Below are 19,528 nucleotides of genomic sequence, written 5' to 3' on the forward strand. Positions count from 1 at the left end.
AAAAGCGTCCAAAGGGGCGCTTTTGTTTATTTCGAAGTTCAAATGTATAATGAAACATAGTTAAGATGGGAGGAGCTGTAGAGATGGGAACTCAATATATTGGATATGTTGGAACTTATACTAGGCAAACGAGTAAAGGGATTTATCGTTTTATACTTGATACCGAGACAGGAAAACTATCTGTTCCTGAGGTAGCTGCAGAGGTGGGGAGTCCAACCTATTTAGCTATTAGTGAGGATAAAAAATACTTATATTCCGTTGCGCAACAGGAAAAATTGGGTGGCGTAGCGGCCTTCGAAATTGTAAATGAACAGGGCGAATTGAAAAAAGTAAATGCGCAGGTTGAGGAAGGTGCCCCTCCATGTCATCTTGATGTGTATGGCGATCATCTAGTGACAGGTAATTATCATGAAGGAAAAATCCACCTGTTTGACATTAACCGTGATGGCGGCATTGAGCTAGCAGTAGATGTGGAACAACATAAAGGAAACGGTCCACATGAGCGTCAGGATAAACCTCATGTTCATTATACTGCACTAACCCCTGATCAAAATTATGTTGTTGTCGCAGATTTGGGAACGGATGAAGTGGTTACATATAAAATAGAAAATGACGAGTTACAAAAGGTTAGTACATTAAATGTAAACCAAGGAAGCGGTCCTCGTCATCTGACGTTTCACCCAAATGGAAAGCTAGCATACCTTTTGACCGAATTATCATCTGAAGTGTTTGTGCTTGAATATAATGCAACGAATGGTAGCTTTACAGTGAATCAGTCCATTTTAGCAAAACCAGAAGATTTTGTCGGCCAAAATGATGCGAGTGCCATTCACATTTCTCCTGACGGTCGTTTTGTTTATGCAGGGAATCGTGGTCATAATAGCATTGCTGTTTTTAAAGTCGATGAAAATACTGGCGAGTTGACATTTATCGAATTCGTCGCGACTGGTGGAGAATGGCCACGTGATTTTTGCTTAGATCCAAGTGGTGCTTATCTCGTGGTAGCAAACCAACAAACTGGGAATCTTGTTTTATTTAAGCGTGACCAGGAAACTGGAAAATTGACACAATTGGATGCGGAAGTGGAAGTGCCTGAAGGAGTTTGTGTGAAGTTTTTATAATAATGGAGAGGTCATCATTATTCAGTGATGACCTCTCCATTTCATTGGTTATACTCTTCAATATCTTTCAAGGAGAGCTTCTTATCTTTCGTAAAGGAGCTCGCATACTTCACATAACCTTGATCATCTTTTCCATATTTGCCATCGAATAGATTTGCGTTAATATTAACGTAATCATAGGTGTATCCTTCCGTGTTTAAATGGCTTTGCATCTTTTTCATTTCCTCGAGCAGCTGCTCTCTCGGCATATTGCCTGCATCCATTAAAATATCGATATAGATTGGCTTTTCGATTTTTAAGTCCTTGCTCCAATTGATCGAGGAATCATAAGTTCCTTTTAAAACTTCAATCCGAACGTTAATTGTAACGATATTATTCACATCATTGAATACTGTTTGTAACTCTGCCGCTGCTTCATTTCCGAGCTTTTCCATTAATGGTTCATCAAGATTATCCATATAGATTTCATCAAAAGCCACAGTTGGTTTGAAAAATCCCCGCACGTTTATTTCATACTTTTTCTGATCCTCTACGCCGATTTTATTGACTTTAAACGAGTATTCGCTAAATTTAAAGTTGTAAAAACCCTCATCAATATTAAACTCTTGATTTGGATATGTCTCTTTTAAATAGTTTTTTAAGGCTGATTCGGAAGCCATCTTCCAAATGGGGTTTCCGTTAAAAGCGTTATAGAAAAATAAAATGGGGACAACCAAAATGATAATGAGCACGATGTAAATCCATTTCTTCCTCTTCATGTTGTTTCACCTTTTTCTCTTATTTTTAAAACAAGCAGACCAATGACACATCCTATGATCGCAAAGATTAAATGAACGAAAGCTAAGAAAGCCGAACCAACTATAGCATGAAAAACAGTTGCTTCATTTGATAGACTATCAACGATTGACCAAATGAAATTTGGTATGAAGGCAATTGTAATAACAAGGTAGATTCTACGGTAAAAAAGATAAGTGATTAATCCTAGAACCGTATAGGACAAGATAAACCCAAAACTTTCATTTAACAAAGAAGTTTTGATTGCAAAGATGAAAGATATCGCAACGAAGATGATCTGATAAAAGGCGATTTTAAAGTTAATCTTTTTCATCATCTTTTCATTATCAATTGATGAATTAATAGGTTCCTTATCAAGAGGTTCATTTGACAGGGAAGCAAGGTCCCGGCAATTTTCGCAAGACTTTAAGTGTGCTTCTACCCATTTAGTCGTTTCTTCCTGCAAAAGACCTTCATTGTAGAGAGGAAGTAAGTCCTCCACGATATAGCAATCTTTATTCATTATTCACCCTCATTTCTTTTTGGAGTTGCAATTTTGCTCGATGAAAAGCGAGACGTGTGTAGTTTTCACTTTTATTCACTAATTCTCCTATTTCCTTAAAAGAGAGTTCCCCGTAAAGTCGCAAAATCATAATTTCTCTCGGTAAATCAGCTAATCGCTCCAACCTTTTTAAAAATTGAGATTCCTCTTCCTTAGAAATGTATAATTCTTCTGGAGAAGCTGATAGGGAAGGGGGGTCTTCTAGAACTAGCTTTTCATGAAGAGAATTCATATACTTTTTTGATCGATAATATGTTTTTAAGCGATTTTTAGCTATAGAAAAAACCCATGTTTTTAAAGTCGACTTGCCCGAAAAGGAATGAATTCCTTTTAAAGCTTGATAAAAAACGTCCTGAGTTAAATCTTCGGCTAATGACTGATTCATTGTTTTTATATAGAAAAAGGCATAAATCTTCGGCTGGATTTCTGTATATAACTTTTCCAAATCCTTCACGATGGCCCCCTCCCTTCTGCCTTTCAATAATTTAGTAACACGAGATTATGTTTCGTTACAAAAAAATTATATGTTAACTAAAAATATTATTAGGTTGACATATATTAACTACTTCGTTTATTCTCATAATATATAAAAAGTATGAGGTGAAAATATGAATACCGCAACTATTCAATCAAAGGGGAAATTAACGGCGCTTGATGTAACATATGTCGGAATGTTTTCTGCCTTAATGATGATTGGGGCAAATATTACTTCGTTCCTTCCGTTTATGACAATTGGTGGTGTACCGATTACATTGCAGGCCTTTTTCGCTGTATTAGCTGGCGCATTTTTAGGAAGCCGGCTTGGTGCAATCTCAATGGCCGTTTATGCCTTTATCGGACTGGTGGGTGCTCCAGTCTTCGCAAAATTCCAAGGTGGATTTGCTCAAATTCTTAGCCCGACATTTGGGTTCGTCCTAGCTTTTATATTAACTGCCTATATTACAGGGAAAATTATTGAGAAAAATAGTAAACTTTATTCCTATATTATTGCTGCCCTAGTTGGGATCTTAATAGATTACCTGATTGGGCCAAATTGGATGTATGCTGCTTATAAGTTATGGACTCAAGCGCCCGAGGCTTTTTCCTATAAAGTCGTTTGGCTGTGGATGGCTGTCCCGTTCCCTAAAGATATTGTGTTGGCTGTTTTAGCAGGGATGTTTGCCCATCGAATGAGACATATTGTGAAACGAAGGGTGACGATATGATGTTTGAGCAAATGGCTAAAAAGGTATTAGCGGGGGAGGAACTTACAAATGAGGAGGCCTTGGCAGTATTACAATGTCCTGATGAGGAAATTCTTTTATTACTGCATGCAGCTTTCCAAGTGAGGAAGTACTATTACGAAAATAAAGTAAAGTTGAATATGATCATAAATACAAAATCAGGATTGTGCCCCGAAAATTGTGGATACTGTGCCCAATCGATCGTTTCGAAGGCACCGATTGAAAAATACTCTATGATGAAAAAAGATGAAATCGTCGCTGGTGCGATGCGTGCAGCAGAACTGAATGCGGGAACTTATTGTATTGTCGCGAGCGGTCGGGGGCCAGTAAATCGCGAACTTGATATTGTGGTGGATGCCGTGAAGGAAATTAAAAATAAACATGAAGATATGACAATTTGTGCTTGTCTAGGTATTTTAAAACCTGAACAGGCAACAAGGTTAAAAGAGGCTGGAGTCGATCGTTACAATCATAATATTAATACATCAGAAACACATCATACGAATATTACAACATCACATACATATGAAGATCGCGTTAATACAGTAGGGCTTGTAAAGGATTCGGGGATATCGCCATGTTCGGGAGTTATTATCGGAATGAAAGAGACTTTTACGGATGTTATTGATATGGCACGCAGTTTAAAAGTACTAGATGCCGATTCGATTCCAGTTAATTTTTTACATGCGATTGATGGAACGCCGCTTGAGGGTACCGATTTGTTAAACCCACGTTACTGTTTAAAGGTTTTATGCCTATTTAGATTCATTAATCCAACAAAGGAAATTCGAATTTCTGGTGGTAGGGAAGTGAACTTACGAAGTTTGCAACCGCTTGGCCTATATCCTGCCAATTCCATTTTTATTGGGGATTATTTGACAACTGAGGGGCAGGAAGGTTTGGCTGATAAACTTATGCTAGAGGATATGGGGTTTGAGGTGGATCTGGAACCCTTGAACCAAGGTGTTGGCAAGTGATATAGTCACTTGCCTTACTATGAAAAATCCGCTTGAAGGTACTTTTTGATAACTCTATCATCTTATAGTAGAATAGTAGAAAACTCAGAAAGGAAGTGAAGTATGTTTTACAATCCTAGAGAGAAGTCGTTAGAGTTGCAGACGTTGGAGGAGCTTCATGTTCGGATGGACCTATCCATGTCGGACAAGCAACATTTGCTCAATTTGCAAAAAGGCTTCGAAGGGGAGGTGCTGTTTGACCGTCACCTTGAAAAAATGGAAGGCAACTCCCTGATTCTTCGCGACCTATTGCTAAAGATAAATGGAAGAACCATTCAAATTGACACCTTGCCCATCCTGTACAATACGATCCATCTTTTTGAAGTGAAAAACTTTGAAGGAAACTATCTTTATGATGATGGAAAAATGTTCAAGTTCCCCAAACATGAAATCATCAACCCCTTAAATCAACTAGAACGCATCGAAACCCATTTCAGACAACTACTCAAAAATCTCGGCTTTCATTTTGAAGTAAAAGCATCCGTCGTATTTGTTAATCCCACTTTCACCCTATACCAAGCACCCCTAACACACCCTTTATTTATCCAACTCAGATTCAACCCTTTGTGCAGCAACTAAATACTCATCCTGACAAATTAACGCGTAAACACAAGGCGCTCGCGGATAAGCTACTGTCATTGTGCTTGGAAGATTTCTCCATTTAAGGAAATACCCAAGTATTCATACGATTCATTGCGTAAGGGGATTGTGTGTGAGAATTGTCGATCATTTTCTATTTCTATTTTGGGCAGGAACTGCGTTTGTAGTGGATGTGGAATGGTAGATAGTGTGGACAAGGCCGTGCTGCGTAGTGTTCATGCTTTTAAGTTATTATTTCCGGGGGAGAAATTAACGACGAGGAAGATTCAGGAGTGGTGTGGGTTTATCGTTGGAAGAAAGACGATAATAAGAATATTAGATAGACATTTTAAAAAGATTAGATTACACAGATGGACTTATTTTGTGTAGTGTTCCATAAGAGAGAGATTCATTGAAGTAGTATAGGACTTGAAAATAACCTTCAAGTCCTGTTCTAATGAAAAAGCTGGATACTGGGGACTTGATCCTGCACCTCACGTCCCGACCTCGCGCAAAAGTCGCGGCAATGGTCCATGATAGAGTTTCTCACGTCCCGACCTCGCGCAAAAGTCGTGCCAATGGTTCATGATGGAGTCCCTCATGTCCCGAATCCACGCAAAAGTCGTGCCAATGGTTCATGATGGGGTCTCTCACGTCCCGAATCCGCGCAAAAGTCGTGCCAATGGTTCATGATGGAGTCCCTCATGTCCCGAATCCGCGCAAAAGTCGCGGCAATGGTTCGTGGTGGGGTCTCTCATGTCCCGAATCCACGCAAAAATCGTGCCAATGGTTCATGATGGAGTCCCTCATGTCCCGACCTCGCGCAAAAGTCGCGGCAATGGTTCATGATGGGGTCTCTCATGTCCCGACCTCGCGCAAAAGTCGCGGCAATGGTCCATGATGGAGTCCCTCACGTCCCGACCTCGCGCAAAAGTCGTGCCAATGGTTCATGATGGGGTCTCTCATGTCCCGAATCCACGCAAAAGTCGTGCCAATGGTTCATGATGGAGTCCCTCATGTCCCGAATCCGCGCAAAAGTCGCGGCAATGGTTCATGATGGGGTCTCTCATGTCCCGAATCCACGCAAAAGTCGTGCCAATGGTTCATGATGGAGTCCCTCACGTCCCGACCTCGAGCAAAAGTCGTGCCAATGGGTCACGATAGCGTCTCTCATGTCCCATCCCGAAGGTAAAACTATACCATCGGGACTTGACTTTTTCGGTGTGTTTTTACGTGCAAAACTCTACCCGAAGTGCCACGGTCCCGCTTAATAGTAGCATCTCAGTCAGCAGAACCCTAGCGTAGCCATTGTCTTATTCCTTAACTCTCAAACTTACCTTCAAAAACAGTCTCATCAAGTGAACGTCTTCCTGATGGTTTTTCACGTTCCTGATGTACTTCGGATAATCCCTTTTTATCTCCTTGATATCCAATGGCAACCACAGCATGGAGTTGATATTCTTCAGGAATTCCAAGTACTTCTTTAGCTTTATTCCGATCAAATCCACCCATTGCGTGAGTGATTAAGCCTTTATGAGCTGCTTCTAATGATAAAAATCCCCATGCAGAACCTGCGTCAAATGCATGAGAGATGCTTGGTCCGCGTTCAGTTGTTGTTTTTGACATAACTAAGATGAGAGCGGGTGCTTTTTTACACCAGGTTAAATTTCCGTCATTGATAAATGAATAAAATCGATTTCTATCCTTTTCTGTACGGGCAATAACGAATCTCCATGGTTGGATATTAGCTGCAGATGGCGCCCAACTGGCTGCTTCTAACACACCAAGTAAGGTCTTTTCAGGTATTTCGTCCTCTCTAAACGCTCTTGGTGACCAGCGGTTTATAAAAATTGGTTCAATATTATATTTAGCTGTTCGATAATCTTTCATATTCATTATTTAATCTCCTCCATTCAATCGAAAACATTTTACCATATTTAGGTGAATATAGGTTAGGTCCTAAAAAAACAGGTGATTCACCAAAATGGAGAATCACCTGTTTATAAATATAATTACACAACACCTTGCATGATCATTGCATCTGCAACCCTTAGGAATCCGGCAACATTGGATCCAACTACTAAGTTTCCAGGATAACCATATTCCTCTGCTGCATTGATACTGTTGCGATAAATATCTTTCATTATGTGTTTAAGTTTTCGATCGACTTTTTCAAATGACCAAGAAACACGGGAGCTGTTCTGTGCCATTTCAAGAGCAGAAACAGCTACTCCTCCAGCATTGGCTGCTTTACCAGGTGCAAATAATACTCTATTTTCAAGGAATACGTCAATCGCCTCTAATGTAGAAGGCATATTCGCACCTTCACCAACAGCTTTTACTCCATTGGCAACAAGTGTTTTAGCCGATTGTTCATTAATTTCATTTTGCGTTGCACATGGAAGAGCGATGTCACAAGGAATTGTCCAGATACCTGTACTACCTTCAAAATATTGAGCATGTGGATGTTCTTTTACATAATCAGAAATTCTTGCTCTTTCCACTTCTTTTAGTCTCTTCACTGTATCTAAGCAAATCCCGTTTTCATCATAAATATAACCATCGGAATCACTGCAAGCCAAAACTTTCGCACCATATTCTTGTGCCTTGTCGATGGCATAAATGGACACATTTCCTGAACCGGAGATGACGACGGTACTGCCAGAAAAAGTAAGTCCTTGATCGCGAAGCATTTCTTCAACGAAGTAGACCGTGCCGTAACCTGTGGCCTCTGTCCGTACTAAACTACCACCATAACCTACACCCTTACCAGTCAATACACCTGCATCGAAACGGCCTGTTAATCGTTTGTACTGGCCAAACATGTAACCAATTTCGCGAGCTCCCACACCGATATCCCCAGCTGGAACGTCTGTGTCTGGCCCAATGTATTTGCATAGCTCAGTCATAAAGCTTTGGGTAAAGCGCATCACTTCACCCTCGGATTTACCTCTTGGGTTAAAGTCTGATCCACCCTTACCACCACCAATTGCCTGCCCAGTTAAAGCATTTTTGAAAATCTGCTCAAATCCCAAAAATTTTATAATACTGGCATTAACAGTAGGGTGAAAACGGAGACCACCTTTATAAGGGCCAATTGCACTGCTGAATTGTACTCGAAAACCACGGTTTACTTGTACTTTCCCTTGATCATCTACCCAAGGTATACGAAAAGTAATTAATCTTTCCGGTTCCACAATTCTTTCTAAAATGTTGTGCTCCATATATTTTGGACTCTTCGCAAAAACAGGAACAAGTGACTGAAAAATTTCTTTAACTGCTTGAAGAAATTCATCTTCATTTGGATTCCGTTTTTTAACCGTCTCATATACATTATTTACATAATCTTGCGCCGCCTTCATTTCTTCCGAGTTCATAACTAACTCCATTTATAACACTCCTTTACAGCGTTCTTTCTAGGCCTTAGAGCCGATTCGTTCGATTTAGGTTGATAAGAAATATTTTATCTTTTAGAATTAATCTAAACAATATAGAAATGAGATAATAATGATATCAAAATTAGATGAATTGGGAAAAAGGGTGATTCTTTGGAATTAAGACAAATTCAATATTTTATTGAAGTCGCCAAACGGGAACATATGACTGATGCCGCTGATGCCTTGCATGTCGCTCAATCCGCTGTAAGCAGACAAATAGTTAATCTAGAGGCAGAGCTTGGAGTAAACCTTTTTATTAGAGAAGGTAGAAATATTCGTTTGACACAAATTGGTCAAATGTTTTTAGAGAAAATGCAACAAGCGATGGATGTTATTGAACAAGCCCGACGAGAAATTGAAGAAAATTTGGATCCAGAAAAGGGAACGGTTAGAATTGGATTTCCAAGCAGCTTAGCCGCTTATTTGTTACCGACTGTCATTTCAGGTTTTCGCAAAGAATATACGGATGTAAAATTTCAGCTTCATCAAGGAGCATATCATTATTTGATTGATTCTGTTATTAAAGGCGATATTGATATGGCGCTATTAGGTCCTGTACCAAAGGAAGAGCACCGTGTTAAAAGTGAAATACTCTTTATGGAAAACCTTGTGGCACTGCTTCCAACAAACCACGCTTTGGCAAAAAAACCATCTATTTCGCTAGATGAATTGCGCGGGGATTCTTTTGTCCTTTCTCCTCAAGGTTATATCCTCCGTGATCTTGTGATACACGCCTGTAAGCAGCGTGGCTTTGAGCCAACAGTTGCTTTTGAAGGGATGGATATAGATGCACTTAAAGGCCTAGTATCTGCGGGATTAGGCGTTACATTACTTCCAGAAATTACTGTAATTGATAGCTTGCCTCGTTCTACAGTGAAAAAGAAAATTGAAGAACCAAGGGTAACGCGTTCTGTCGGAGTTATTATTCCCAGGGACAGAGCACTCATGCCGACTGAAATGCTCTTTTATAATTTTGTTAAACACTTTTTTGATAAATTAAGTGGATATCAACAATAACGAAATTTTACATTAAGTGAGACTGATTTATCTGATTTTGTTATACTAATCATAATTATTAGGAGAGAAGGAATGGTATGGAACTAGTATATAAAGGTAAAACAAAAGACGTTTATGCACTTGAAAATGGTAATTATTTGTTAAAGTTTAAAGATGATGTTACGGGAGTAGATGGTGTTTTCGATCCCGGTGCTAATACGGTTGGTCTGCAAATAGAAGGCGCGGGGAAAGCAGGATTGCAATTAACAAAGCATTTCTTTGAAATTCTTCAGGAAGCGGGTATACCGACTCATTATGTCGATGCTACGATTGATAGCGCCGAGATGATAGTAAAGCCAGCAACAATATTTGGAAAGGGAATTGAGGTTATTTGTCGCTATCGTGCAACTGGGAGCTTTATGCGTAGATATGGAATGTATGCAAAGGAAGGACAAGAGTTGGATGGCTTTGTAGAAATAACGTTAAAAGATGATCAGCGGGAGGATCCGCCTATTAGTGGAGATGCACTAGATTTATTAGGTATTTTAACATTAGCGGAATATGAACAACTAAAGCATTTAACTCGCCAAATTAGCAGTGTTGTGAAAACTGAACTGCTTAATCGAGGAATTGAACTTTATGATATTAAGTTAGAGTTTGGCCGAGGGGAAAATGGAGAAATTATGTTGATTGATGAAATATCAGGAGGAAATATGCGAGCTTATAAAGATGGTGTTTATATTGCGCCATTGGACTTAGAAAAACTGATCGTCAATTGAGAACGTATTGTTTTTCTCTATAGTCAGTGCAACTGAACAAATACAAAGGAAGGATAACAACCTTTTGGACGATGTTAGTGGACATGCAGAGCTAATTGCACTTAGAAAAGCTTATGAGATTAAAAACGGATCATTGAAGTCTGATTTAGAAAGAATGTGAAAAACTTGAACACCTTTTTTTCAAAAAACACCTCTACTAAAAGGAAAGTTTTAACTGTAATCATAATATTGTTCCTTGTTTCTCTTTTCATTCCGACACCTTACTATCTTTACAGGCCGGGATCAGTCGAAGAACTTGGCTCGAAGGTTACGGTTGAAGGAGGAGAAAAGGATACTTCCGGTAACCTTTATTTAACGACCGTTTTATCCTTAAGAGCAAGTAATATTTATTATTTAGCTTACGGAATGTTCGCTCCCCACACTGACTTACGCAAAGTAAAGGAAGTTAGAGGCGATTTGAGCAATGAGGAGTATAATCGGTTGTTGGTCCATATGATGGATACATCTCAAAATCATGCATTTGCTGCGGGTCTTCGAGCATCTGGAGAGGATGTAAAGGTTAAACCTAATGGTGTTTTTGTCAGGGATATACGAAAAGAAACGGACGCCAAGAAAAAGTTAGAAGTTGGCGATGTTATTCATCAGGTCGATGATCAGCCTGTTAATCAAGCATCCGAATTTCTAGAGTATCTTTCTCACAAAAAAGCTGGTGATCAGGTTGAAATAACTTTTGATCGGGATGGGACTGTTAAGAAGGAAAGTATTGAACTGGTTTCTTTGCAAAATAGTATGAACAAGGCTGGAGTAGGAATTGTTACAGAAAATCAATTTAATATCGACACTTCCCGTACGGTGAATATTAATGCTGGAGATATTGGAGGGCCATCTGCTGGATTGATGTTTTCTTTAGAAATTTACAATCAAGCAACTCCAGGTGATTTAACGAAAGGTTATGAAATTGCTGGGACTGGAACGATTGATCTAGATGGAAATGTCGGTCAGATTGGCGGCATCCAGGAAAAGATCGTTGCAGTTGAAAGAGCGGGAATCGATATTTTCTTCTGCCCAGCTGATATTCAAGAGTATGATACAAATGAAAAAGATGTAAAAGAAGTGGCAGAAAAGGAAGGATTCAAAGTGAAAATAGTTCCTGTAAAAACATTACAAGAAGCGATTGATTATTTAGAAGCATTGCCACCAAAACAGTAAAAGGGTGAATTTTAATGAAGCTAATAAAAAAGCTATTGTTTATAGGTGTTCTATTCGCTGGCTTAATGATCAATGGTTTAGGAGCAGCAGCATCAAACAACGAAGATGATGACGTCATTAATGAAAAATTAGGCTTGCCAATTGTAGTTTATGGGGAAACATTAACAGATTCTCAAAAAGCAGAGGTTAGGGAACTTTTAAATGTGAAAGATCCGGAGATGGTCGAAGAAATTATCGTTACCGCTGATGATCTCGCTCGCCTGATTGATGGGAATCCAAACTCACGGATGTACTCTTCTGCCAAAATTACTTTAAAGGATAAAGGGCATGGGCTCGTTATTAAGCGAGTAACGCCGGATAATATTACGGAAGTAACGGAGGAAATGTATGCTAACGCCATGTTAACGGCTGGTGTTGAAAACGCGATTGTCGAAGTCGTTTCTCCCGTAAAGGTTACTGGTCACTCAGCTTTAACAGGTATTTATAAAGCTTATGAACATCGAGGAGAGAAACTGGATAAAGGACGGATGGAAGTAGCCAATGAGGAGCTAGATTTAGCGACGAACCTTGCCGATAATGAAGGTCTTAATGATGAAAAGGTCGGGGAACTACTAACTGAAATTAAAAAGGCGATCGCAGAGCAGAACCCTGCTACAAGAGAAGATGTGGAACAAATTGTAGAAGATCAGCTAAAAAGATTGGAAATCCACTTAAGTCCGGAAGATCGCCAGTTATTAATAGATCTATTTGAAAAAATGCGTTCCTTAGATATTGACTTTGGAAATGTAAAGCAACAATTAGAAGATATTTCGAAGGATATTAAAGAAAAATTGAAGGATGTAGTAGGGGATGAAGGCTTTTGGGATAGTGTCAAAAACTTCTTTAGAAACCTATTTGATTCTATTGCCAACCTTTTTAAATAAAATGATAACTAAGGGAGAAGGGGGATTTCAATTGAAAGCATATATTACTTTTTCAAGTAACTCTAGAATTGAAAATGATGAAAAGTTAAAATCCTTTATTCAAAATAGCGAAGGTGATTTTACAACAATTTTGTTAGATGAAAATGTGTGTGTCGTGATTAAACCACTGAAAAAGGCAAGCTATGAACAAGTCCGAAACATTGCGGGTTCAATAGCGCGAGATTTACGTAAACGTAAAATCGAAACGGCTCTTCTTGAAGGGGCTGTGCTGGAAAGTGGTTTGTCCGAATTAAATAAAGGCGAAGCTGCACGAGCGTTTATCGAAGGCTGGGAACTAGGCTCCTATCAGTTTTTAACATATAAATCTGATGCGAAAGCCTCTAAAACAGAATTAGAATGGGTAGGTTGTGAAGATATCCAGTCATTTATAGTTGAAGGAAAGATTCGCGCTCAAGCCGTATCTCTGTCTCGCGATCTTATGAACGAAATTCCAAGCAAACTTAATCCGGAAACATATCCTGATGTTTTGAGTTCAGCTTTTAAAGATACAGCGGCGAAAGTAACTGTTTATCGAAAAGCTCAATTGGAAGCAATGGAAATGAATGGTGTTCTCGAAGTTTGCAAGGGAAGTAAATATGAACCAGCATTCGTAGAAATATCTTATTGTGGTGATGACACAAAACCATTGGTAGCCTTAGTTGGTAAAGGAGTAACTTTTGATACTGGCGGAATTAGTTTAAAGAGCGGTCGCGATATAAGTGATATGAAAATGGATATGGGTGGTTCTGCAGCAGTCGCAGGTGCAATGAAATTGATTGTGGAATCGAAGGCAAAAGTAAATGTTGTCGCCCTTATACCAATAGTCGAAAATATGCCGGATCGTGACTCACTCATTCCATCAGAAGTAATCCGTTATAAAAACGGACTTAATGTACAAGTAGGAAACACAGATGCAGAAGGCCGGCTAATTTTAGCTGATGGATTGATACGTGCAGGTGAATTAAAAGCAAAATATATCGTCGATATTGCGACTTTAACAGGGGCAATTGGAAATGCACTTGGTTCGAAATTAGCGGGAGTATTTGGCAATGAAGATTTGTCAGATGTGATGAAAAAGATCGGCGCAGAAAATGGTGATCATGTCTGGCCGATGCCATTAGTCGATGCCTATGATTCTTATTTAAAAAGCGATTATGCCGACTTTAATAATATTAGTGCTAAAGGAGAAGCGGGATCAATCACTGCAGGACTTTTCTTGCGTCGCTTCGTGCCCAAAACAGCCCAATGGCTTCATATTGATATGGCAGCTGTTGCGCAAAGCAGTGGAGATTCGGGCTATTATACAAAGGCCGCAACAGGGTTTGGGGCGCGGTTATTGGCTGATTTTACGAAAAAGATTTCTGAATAACAATGGTGGAAAAAGGGACATCTCCGAAAACGAGAATGTCCCTTTTTTTTACCCAAAAATTAATATAATTATAAAATATACAACCATTGCTGCAAGTCCAATTGGAAAAGCAAAGCGCGCCCATTCACGGCTAGTAATGTTTAGTTTTCCAGCAGAGATAATGTTCGGGATATTACCTTGGATCAGCATTCCTCCACTAATAAGAAGTCCGAGTAAAATAGCCTTGATTGTAGGTTCATCCATCGAAGGGCTAATTTCAGCAGCTGCCAATGTGGCATTATCAAGGATTGCCGATAACATATTAATCCAATAAAGGATAAGGGGACTTAAGCCGAGTATATATTTGTTAATAAGCGGTTCAAATCCAGCACCTAATAAAGTAAGCCCCATCACAAACAAATAAATTTTTAAAGCTCTAATACATATTTCCATATAGCTTTCAGTTTCAAGTGAGGCACCTAATCCATTTTCATCCTTTTTAGGGTGAACTAGAATAGCGGCTAAAATACCAAAAATAAGAACAGCGGGAATGATATCTGAGCCTACTAAACGTAGAAGATAGAAAAAGTCCTCATTCAATTTACTTGTAGCAATTGTTGATAATGGTTCTCCTATAGGAGTGAGTGTAGCGCCTAAGCCAATTGAAAAACAGGCAAGCACAACGAGACGTAACTCTGATTTTCGGTCTAATTTTAGGATGCTAACAATGGTAACTAAAATAATTGCTGCGATAATCGCTGTAATTACGCTTGAAATCAAGCCGAGAATGATAACAATTAACGCAAAGAATAGCCGGGTTGGAATACGATTACTTACTCCCAAAATGCCCTTTTCCACAGGTTTCTGTAACCAGCGAAATAATAAACCTGCAATGAGAACAGCCAGTGTAATGTGGATCGGATCCTCAAGCGCTTTGAAAAATAAGTCTCGGTTTAAGACACGACTAGTAATCGCTGCAGCTAGTCCCATTAAAAATAAAAAAGCCTCTAAATTCTCTTCAACCGTTTTAATTGTAAAAGGTAGTAATAGAACGAGGATTAAAATGATAATTAAGCCGATGATCATATTCAGATTCCTTCTTTTAATAATTTTTTACGATAACTCTCTCTACTATATTAATCCAAATGGAATAAATGATGCAAAAGTCTTTCCCTGTCATCGAAAAATTGTTTCATTAAGGAATAGTGGTTTGTTTCTTCTAATTCCCTTTTATGAATCCCATTTTGGGAGAATTCATAAATGATTGAATTAGGGTAAGCCATTAAGATTGGCGAGTGAGTGGCAATAATAAACTGGGATTCTTCATGGACAAGTTCATGGATGCGAGCTAACATGGACAATTGTCTGAGAGGCGATAGCGCAGCCTCAGGCTCGTCCATAATATAAAGGCCCCTTCCACGAAAACGATGCAAGAATGCTGAAAAAAAAGATTCTCCATGGGACTGTTCATGAAGGGAAACGCCTCCAAACTGGTCAATGACTTTCCCGTCAAACGATGGTTCATTGTCCAATTCTTCTATATGTGTCGCAACATTATAATACGTTTCCGCTCTTAGAAAAAAGCCGTCCTTTGGTCGCAAGACACCTTTTGCTACTCGCAAATACTTTTCTAATTCAGAGTGAGAATCATGAGTTGAAAAGTTAAAATTAAATGTTCCACCTTCTGGGTTAAAGCCTGCTGATATAGCAATAGCCTCTAACAAAGTAGATTTTCCCATTCCGTTTTCACCAATTAAATAGGTGACCTGGGGATGGAAAGAAAGCTTTTCTAACATATTTACTACTGGTAAATGAAATGGATACCTTGACTTGGATGGGATTTGATCTCGAAGTAATTGTGCAGTCTTAATGTATTGTGTTGCTTCTGACAGTTGCATTTCGATCCCCCTTTCTAATGTCCATTATAGAGGATTCACCTTTAAGTAGGTAGGAAAAATGGAGAATTTTCATTGGGAATGTCATATTTCCTCGGAAATAGTCTTGATTTTTCGGGTTATCTATGGGGATATTTCCTGTTACAGTTGTAAGTAGAGAAAGATATGTGGAGAGGAAGGAATTATTAAAAATGACATATATTCAAGGTAACCCTCTAAAGCAGGGAGATAAAATTGGTTTGACAGCACCTGCCGGACCAGTATCGGAAGAAAAGTTAAACGAAGCTATCTCAGTCATAAAAGAAATGGGATTTGATCTCGAAGTCGGTTTAACTTGCTATCAAAATTTCGGGGGATATTTAGCTGGGCCGCCGGAACTCAGAGCAAATGAGTTAAATCATATGTTTGCTAATCCAGAAATCACGGCTATTTTTTGTCTGCGCGGAGGATATGGGTCTGCTCAAATTCTGCCATTGCTAAACTACGATATGATTTCACAACACCCAAAACATTTTATTGGTTACAGTGATATTACAGCCCTTCATATCGCTCTTCAGCAAAGAAGTAAGTTAGCGACAATCCACGGACCAATGCCAGCTTCTGATCTTATTGGTGCTTCTGATTTTACAAAACAGTCATTTCTACACACATTAATTGCTTCAAAATCATTAGAAATAGATAATCCACCCCATGAAAAAATGGACTATCTTGTCCCCGGAGAGGCTAGGGGAGTCATAACTGGAGGGAACTTGACCGTGATTACCAGTTTGCTTGGGACACCATTTGAAATAGAAACTGCGGGGAAAATTCTCTTTTTAGAAGATATAGGAGAAGAACCGTATCGGATAGATCGAATGCTAACTCAATTAGCATTATCAGGAAAGCTCCAAGAGGCGGAAGGCTTTATACTTGGGAGCTGGACCGGATGTACGACTGAAAATAAAGAAGCTTTTACTGTAGAAGATCTGTTCCGCCAAATTATCGTACCCTTCGGAAAACCAACTATATGTAATTTAAGAGCTGGACATTGTAAGCCTTCCGTTACATTACCGTTTGGAAGAGAAGTATTTATGCAAGCTGAAGAGGGACTTATTTGTATTCATTAGAATATTGAAATGGTTATTTACAGGCTTAACGGGGAATATAATGTTACGGAAAATATATAGGGAGGTGGGATGAGTTGAATACACTTTTCATTATCTTGAATATAGTTGGATTATTACTTTTAATTTGGGTGTTACTTTACATGCAGAAAAGGCATGTTTCCTTTTCTAAGCGGGTTTTTACCGCATTAGGATTCGGTATTCTTTTAGGCCTTGTCATTCATTTAATTTATGGAACAGATTCAACTGTAACGGAAACTTCTATTGAGTGGTTTAATATTGTCGGAAATGGCTATGTCTCATTATTGAAAATGATCGTTATGCCACTCGTTTTCATTTCGATTGTCGCTGCTTTTACAAAGCTGAAGTTCACAAATAATCTGGGGAAAATTAGTGCGTTAGTTATTGGGATTTTACTAGGAACGACAGCGATTGCTGCTGGAATTGGTATTGCATCAGCGCTTGGATTTAATCTAGAAGGAATTGAACTGGAAGCAGGAGAAGCTGAAACGGCTCGAAATTCACAACTTGAGGAAACTGCTACAAGTGTAGAAGGGATGAATATACCTCAACAGATTATCAGTTTATTTCCGCAAAACCCCTTTATGGATTTAACTGGGGCGCGTCCAACATCCACGATCGCAGTCGTCATCTTTGCAGCGATTATGGGAATAGCCTATCTGGGGGTACGCAGGAAACAACCAGAGCAGGCAGAATTTTTTTCGAAAATTATAGACACGATCTATACTATAATTATGCGGATTGTAACACTTGTTCTACGCCTAACCCCATATGGCGTTCTGGCTCTCATGGCAAGGGTTACAGCAACTAGTGACTATTCGGCCATTGCGAAACTTGGAAAATTCGTGATCGCCTCCTATGCTGCCTTGATTGTCATGTTTTGTATTCATTTATTGTTATTGGCTCTTAGTGGACAAAATCCAATTACTTATGTAAAAAAGGCGATGCCAGTTCTCACTTTTGCATTTACATCAAGGTCGAGTGCTGGAACACTTCCGCTCAATATTAAAACCCAACAAGATGAAATGGGAGTATCGGAGGGAATTGCCAATTTCGCAGGTTCATTCGGTTTATCGATTGGCCAAAATGGATGTGCGGGTATTTATCCAGCGATGTTAGCTATTATGGTTGCTCCAACCGCTGGAGTTAATCCACTCGACCCCATGTTTCTTGGCACGTTAATAATAGTTGTCGCCATTAGCTCATTTGGTGTAGCTGGAGTTGGTGGAGGAGCAACGTTTGCCGCTTTACTCGTATTATCCTCATTAAACTTGCCAATTGGAATTGTTGGGCTTCTTATATCAGTGGAACCGCTTATTGATATGGGGCGAACTGCACTCAATGTTAGCGGAAGTATGACGGCAGGAATATTGACAAGCAAAGTAACAGGAGAACTTGATCAGGATATTTATAATCAGCCTAAACAACGGCTGCAAGTATAAAGATGGGAAGACCAGAAAATTTGGTCTTCCCCTTTTTTGTGGCGGTTACACTTTTCGTTGTCTAGCTGTAGGCGGCAGCGACTAGCAAACTTTCAGCTTCTTCCTACGATAAGTCAACATCGGTTCGTCCTATCGGACTTACCGTGTTTCCTTTATCTCGTCAGAAGCTTAAAAAGTTTGTACGTCGCTAAACGCCGCCTTCCGCTTTTCTTTCAATCCAAGAAACATTAACAAGTCCGCCGATTAATAGGACAGCTGCACTAAAATAAAACCAGATCATCAGGACGATTATATTAGCTACATAACCATATAACATTGAATAGCTGGCAAAATAAGTGACGTAATAAGAAAATCCGAATGAAACAATTTGCCAACCAATTGTGGAAAACATTGCACCTGGTAAGGCATTTAAAAAAGAAACCTTTTTACTAGGGATTATTTTATATAAAAGTAAAAAGAAGAAAAATAAATAAAGAGAACCAGTACCCCATTTAAAGATAACCCATGCTCTGTAAAACGGATTGGGAAGTTCGAAGTGCGATACGAGAAAGACACGTGCGATTTCCTCTCCAATTGGAACGAGAAGAGAAATAGTTAAGGTTGTCATCAATCCAGCAGTCATGAGAAGATCCTTACCTAAGGCAAGGAAAAATCCTTCCTTTCTTACTACCTTATACACATCGTTCATTGACCTGACAAAGGCTTGGACGGCCATAGAGGCGATCCAAAATCCAGCTAGCAAGCTGAGTGAGGCGAGTCTAGTTTGCTTCTTTCCGATCATACTCATAATATTATCTTCTATCAAATTGAAGCTTGCTTTCGGTATAAAAGGCTCAATAGCATTTAAAATATCTTTTGGATGGATAGGGAAAAAACTTGTAATAGAAATAGCAAAAATGAGGAATGGAAAAAAAGCTAACATAAAATAATAGGCAATTAATGCAGATTGATCGTGAAACCGTTCGGTAAAAAATCGGTTGATTAAAGTAACGATAGTGCTCATTCAACATTCCCTCTTTCAAAATCCCTCTTAACTATTTTTGGCAGTTCATTACAAAAGA

At 39.1% G+C, this 19,528-nt stretch carries 19 protein-coding genes; 11 read left to right on the forward strand and 8 right to left on the reverse strand.

Features of this window, described 5'->3' with window-relative positions; genetic code table 11:
* Positions 1 to 83 precede the first annotated feature (83 nt).
* Positions 84 to 1,121, forward strand: a complete 1,038-nt coding sequence (locus BN1243_RS15335; RefSeq protein ID WP_084781955.1) for a lactonase family protein — start codon at positions 84 to 86, stop codon at positions 1,119 to 1,121.
* A 41-nt stretch (positions 1,122 to 1,162) separates the two neighbouring features.
* Here the strand turns inward: BN1243_RS15335 and BN1243_RS15340 are convergent, their stop codons facing one another.
* Genes BN1243_RS15340 through BN1243_RS15350 form a run of 3 tightly spaced genes read right to left on the reverse strand, consistent with a single transcriptional unit; the run spans position 1,163 to position 2,911 of the window.
* The gene (locus BN1243_RS15340) at positions 1,163 to 1,879 is read right to left on the reverse strand and encodes a YfjL-like protein (protein ID WP_062108209.1); all 717 of its coding nucleotides are present in this window, start codon (positions 1,877 to 1,879) and stop codon (positions 1,163 to 1,165) included.
* Positions 1,876 to 2,418 carry a zf-HC2 domain-containing protein gene (locus BN1243_RS15345; protein ID WP_062108210.1) on the reverse strand — a complete coding sequence of 181 codons (543 nt, stop codon included), beginning with the start codon at positions 2,416 to 2,418 and terminating at the stop codon, positions 1,876 to 1,878. Before BN1243_RS15345 ends, BN1243_RS15340 begins: the two co-directional genes overlap by 4 nt.
* Positions 2,411 to 2,911 (reverse strand): RNA polymerase sigma factor, encoded by a 501-nt coding sequence (locus BN1243_RS15350; protein WP_062108211.1) that lies wholly within the window; start codon positions 2,909 to 2,911, stop codon positions 2,411 to 2,413. Before BN1243_RS15350 ends, BN1243_RS15345 begins: the two co-directional genes overlap by 8 nt.
* Positions 2,912 to 3,065: 154 nt before the next feature.
* Between BN1243_RS15350 and BN1243_RS15355 the strand changes: the two genes are divergently transcribed.
* The 3 genes from BN1243_RS15355 to BN1243_RS22695 all read left to right on the forward strand — a co-directional run bounded on the left by BN1243_RS15355 (position 3,066) and on the right by BN1243_RS22695 (position 5,275).
* Complete coding sequence (locus BN1243_RS15355; RefSeq protein ID WP_062108212.1) at positions 3,066 to 3,662, forward strand: biotin transporter BioY; 597 nt, start codon at positions 3,066 to 3,068, stop codon at positions 3,660 to 3,662.
* Positions 3,659 to 4,657, forward strand: a complete 999-nt coding sequence (gene bioB / locus BN1243_RS15360; RefSeq protein ID WP_062108213.1) for a biotin synthase BioB — start codon at positions 3,659 to 3,661, stop codon at positions 4,655 to 4,657. The genes BN1243_RS15355 and bioB overlap by 4 nt, the downstream gene beginning before the upstream one ends.
* A 102-nt stretch (positions 4,658 to 4,759) precedes the next feature.
* A complete protein-coding gene (locus BN1243_RS22695) occupies positions 4,760 to 5,275 on the forward strand; it encodes a nuclease-related domain-containing protein (protein WP_062108215.1) in 516 nt (171 codons plus the stop codon).
* 1,320 nt (positions 5,276 to 6,595) lie between these two features.
* Here the strand turns inward: BN1243_RS22695 and BN1243_RS15375 are convergent.
* Positions 6,596 to 7,171: a nitroreductase family protein gene (locus tag BN1243_RS15375; RefSeq protein WP_062108217.1), complete on the reverse strand. Its 576-nt coding sequence runs from the start codon at positions 7,169 to 7,171 to the stop codon at positions 6,596 to 6,598.
* A 116-nt stretch (positions 7,172 to 7,287) separates the two neighbouring features.
* Complete coding sequence (gdhA, locus tag BN1243_RS15380) at positions 7,288 to 8,664, reverse strand: NADP-specific glutamate dehydrogenase (protein ID WP_062108218.1); 1,377 nt, start codon at positions 8,662 to 8,664, stop codon at positions 7,288 to 7,290.
* A 159-nt stretch (positions 8,665 to 8,823) separates the two neighbouring features.
* Between gdhA and BN1243_RS15385 the strand changes: the two genes are divergently transcribed.
* The 5 genes from BN1243_RS15385 to BN1243_RS15405 all read left to right on the forward strand — a co-directional run bounded on the left by BN1243_RS15385 (position 8,824) and on the right by BN1243_RS15405 (position 14,027).
* A complete protein-coding gene (locus tag BN1243_RS15385) occupies positions 8,824 to 9,729 on the forward strand; it encodes a glutamate biosynthesis transcriptional regulator GltC (RefSeq protein ID WP_062108219.1) in 906 nt (301 codons plus the stop codon).
* A 77-nt stretch (positions 9,730 to 9,806) separates the two neighbouring features.
* Positions 9,807 to 10,487, forward strand: coding sequence for a phosphoribosylaminoimidazolesuccinocarboxamide synthase (locus BN1243_RS15390; RefSeq protein WP_062108220.1), 681 nt, complete (start codon positions 9,807 to 9,809; stop codon positions 10,485 to 10,487).
* A 156-nt stretch (positions 10,488 to 10,643) separates the two neighbouring features.
* A complete protein-coding gene (locus tag BN1243_RS15395; RefSeq protein WP_069201791.1) occupies positions 10,644 to 11,696 on the forward strand; it encodes a SepM family pheromone-processing serine protease in 1,053 nt (350 codons plus the stop codon).
* 14 nt (positions 11,697 to 11,710) lie between these two features.
* Positions 11,711 to 12,619 carry a DUF1002 domain-containing protein gene (locus BN1243_RS15400; RefSeq protein WP_062108222.1) on the forward strand — a complete coding sequence of 303 codons (909 nt, stop codon included), beginning with the start codon at positions 11,711 to 11,713 and terminating at the stop codon, positions 12,617 to 12,619.
* A gap of 31 nt (positions 12,620 to 12,650) precedes the next feature.
* Positions 12,651 to 14,027, forward strand: a complete 1,377-nt coding sequence (locus BN1243_RS15405) for a leucyl aminopeptidase family protein (protein WP_230200219.1) — start codon at positions 12,651 to 12,653, stop codon at positions 14,025 to 14,027.
* Between the two features lie 48 nt (positions 14,028 to 14,075).
* Here the strand turns inward: BN1243_RS15405 and BN1243_RS15410 are convergent, their stop codons facing one another.
* Together BN1243_RS15410 and BN1243_RS15415 are read right to left on the reverse strand one after the other, a co-directional pair.
* Complete coding sequence (locus BN1243_RS15410; protein WP_062108223.1) at positions 14,076 to 15,092, reverse strand: DUF1646 family protein; 1,017 nt, start codon at positions 15,090 to 15,092, stop codon at positions 14,076 to 14,078.
* 50 nt (positions 15,093 to 15,142) lie between these two features.
* Entirely contained in the window at positions 15,143 to 15,904 is a 762-nt protein-coding gene (locus BN1243_RS15415) for an AAA family ATPase (protein ID WP_062108224.1), read from the reverse strand.
* Between the two features lie 122 nt (positions 15,905 to 16,026).
* On the opposite strand from BN1243_RS15415, the gene BN1243_RS15420 reads away from it, so the two are divergent.
* Together BN1243_RS15420 and BN1243_RS15425 are read left to right on the forward strand one after the other, a co-directional pair.
* Positions 16,027 to 17,007, forward strand: coding sequence for a S66 peptidase family protein (locus tag BN1243_RS15420; protein ID WP_230200220.1), 981 nt, complete (start codon positions 16,027 to 16,029; stop codon positions 17,005 to 17,007).
* A 74-nt stretch (positions 17,008 to 17,081) separates the two neighbouring features.
* Entirely contained in the window at positions 17,082 to 18,467 is a 1,386-nt protein-coding gene (locus BN1243_RS15425) for an L-cystine transporter (protein ID WP_062108231.1), read from the forward strand.
* Positions 18,468 to 18,654: 187 nt separating this feature from the next.
* Here BN1243_RS15425 and BN1243_RS15430 read toward each other — a convergent pair whose 3' ends face one another.
* Positions 18,655 to 19,470 (reverse strand): YihY/virulence factor BrkB family protein, encoded by an 816-nt coding sequence (locus tag BN1243_RS15430; RefSeq protein ID WP_062108233.1) that lies wholly within the window; start codon positions 19,468 to 19,470, stop codon positions 18,655 to 18,657.
* Positions 19,471 to 19,528: the final 58 nt, after the last annotated feature.

The sequence above is a fragment of the Bacillus niameyensis genome (assembly GCF_001375535.1).
Classification (GTDB): Bacteria; Bacillota; Bacilli; order Bacillales; family Bacillaceae_C; genus Lederbergia; species Lederbergia niameyensis.

Excerpts from the sequence above, each read along its gene's own strand:
- bioB (WP_062108213.1), top strand. The coding sequence starts at position 3,659 with ATGATGTTTGAGCAAATGGCTAAAAAGGTATTAGCGGGGGAGGAACTT.
- BN1243_RS22695 (WP_062108215.1), top strand. The coding sequence starts at position 4,760 with ATGTTTTACAATCCTAGAGAGAAGTCGTTAGAGTTGCAGACGTTGGAG.
- BN1243_RS15345 (WP_062108210.1), bottom strand. The coding sequence starts at position 2,418 with ATGAATAAAGATTGCTATATCGTGGAGGACTTACTTCCTCTCTACAAT.
- BN1243_RS15410 (WP_062108223.1), bottom strand. The coding sequence starts at position 15,092 with ATGATCATCGGCTTAATTATCATTTTAATCCTCGTTCTATTACTACCT.
- BN1243_RS15340 (WP_062108209.1), bottom strand. The coding sequence starts at position 1,879 with ATGAAGAGGAAGAAATGGATTTACATCGTGCTCATTATCATTTTGGTT.
- BN1243_RS15415 (WP_062108224.1), bottom strand. The coding sequence starts at position 15,904 with ATGCAACTGTCAGAAGCAACACAATACATTAAGACTGCACAATTACTT.
- BN1243_RS15355 (WP_062108212.1), top strand. The coding sequence starts at position 3,066 with ATGAATACCGCAACTATTCAATCAAAGGGGAAATTAACGGCGCTTGAT.
- BN1243_RS15390 (WP_062108220.1), top strand. The coding sequence starts at position 9,807 with ATGGAACTAGTATATAAAGGTAAAACAAAAGACGTTTATGCACTTGAA.
- BN1243_RS15430 (WP_062108233.1), bottom strand. The coding sequence starts at position 19,470 with ATGAGCACTATCGTTACTTTAATCAACCGATTTTTTACCGAACGGTTT.
- BN1243_RS15375 (WP_062108217.1), bottom strand. The coding sequence starts at position 7,171 with ATGAATATGAAAGATTATCGAACAGCTAAATATAATATTGAACCAATT.
- BN1243_RS15335 (WP_084781955.1), top strand. The coding sequence starts at position 84 with ATGGGAACTCAATATATTGGATATGTTGGAACTTATACTAGGCAAACG.
- BN1243_RS15420 (WP_230200220.1), top strand. The coding sequence starts at position 16,027 with ATGGGGATATTTCCTGTTACAGTTGTAAGTAGAGAAAGATATGTGGAG.
- gdhA (WP_062108218.1), bottom strand. The coding sequence starts at position 8,664 with ATGGAGTTAGTTATGAACTCGGAAGAAATGAAGGCGGCGCAAGATTAT.
- BN1243_RS15400 (WP_062108222.1), top strand. The coding sequence starts at position 11,711 with ATGAAGCTAATAAAAAAGCTATTGTTTATAGGTGTTCTATTCGCTGGC.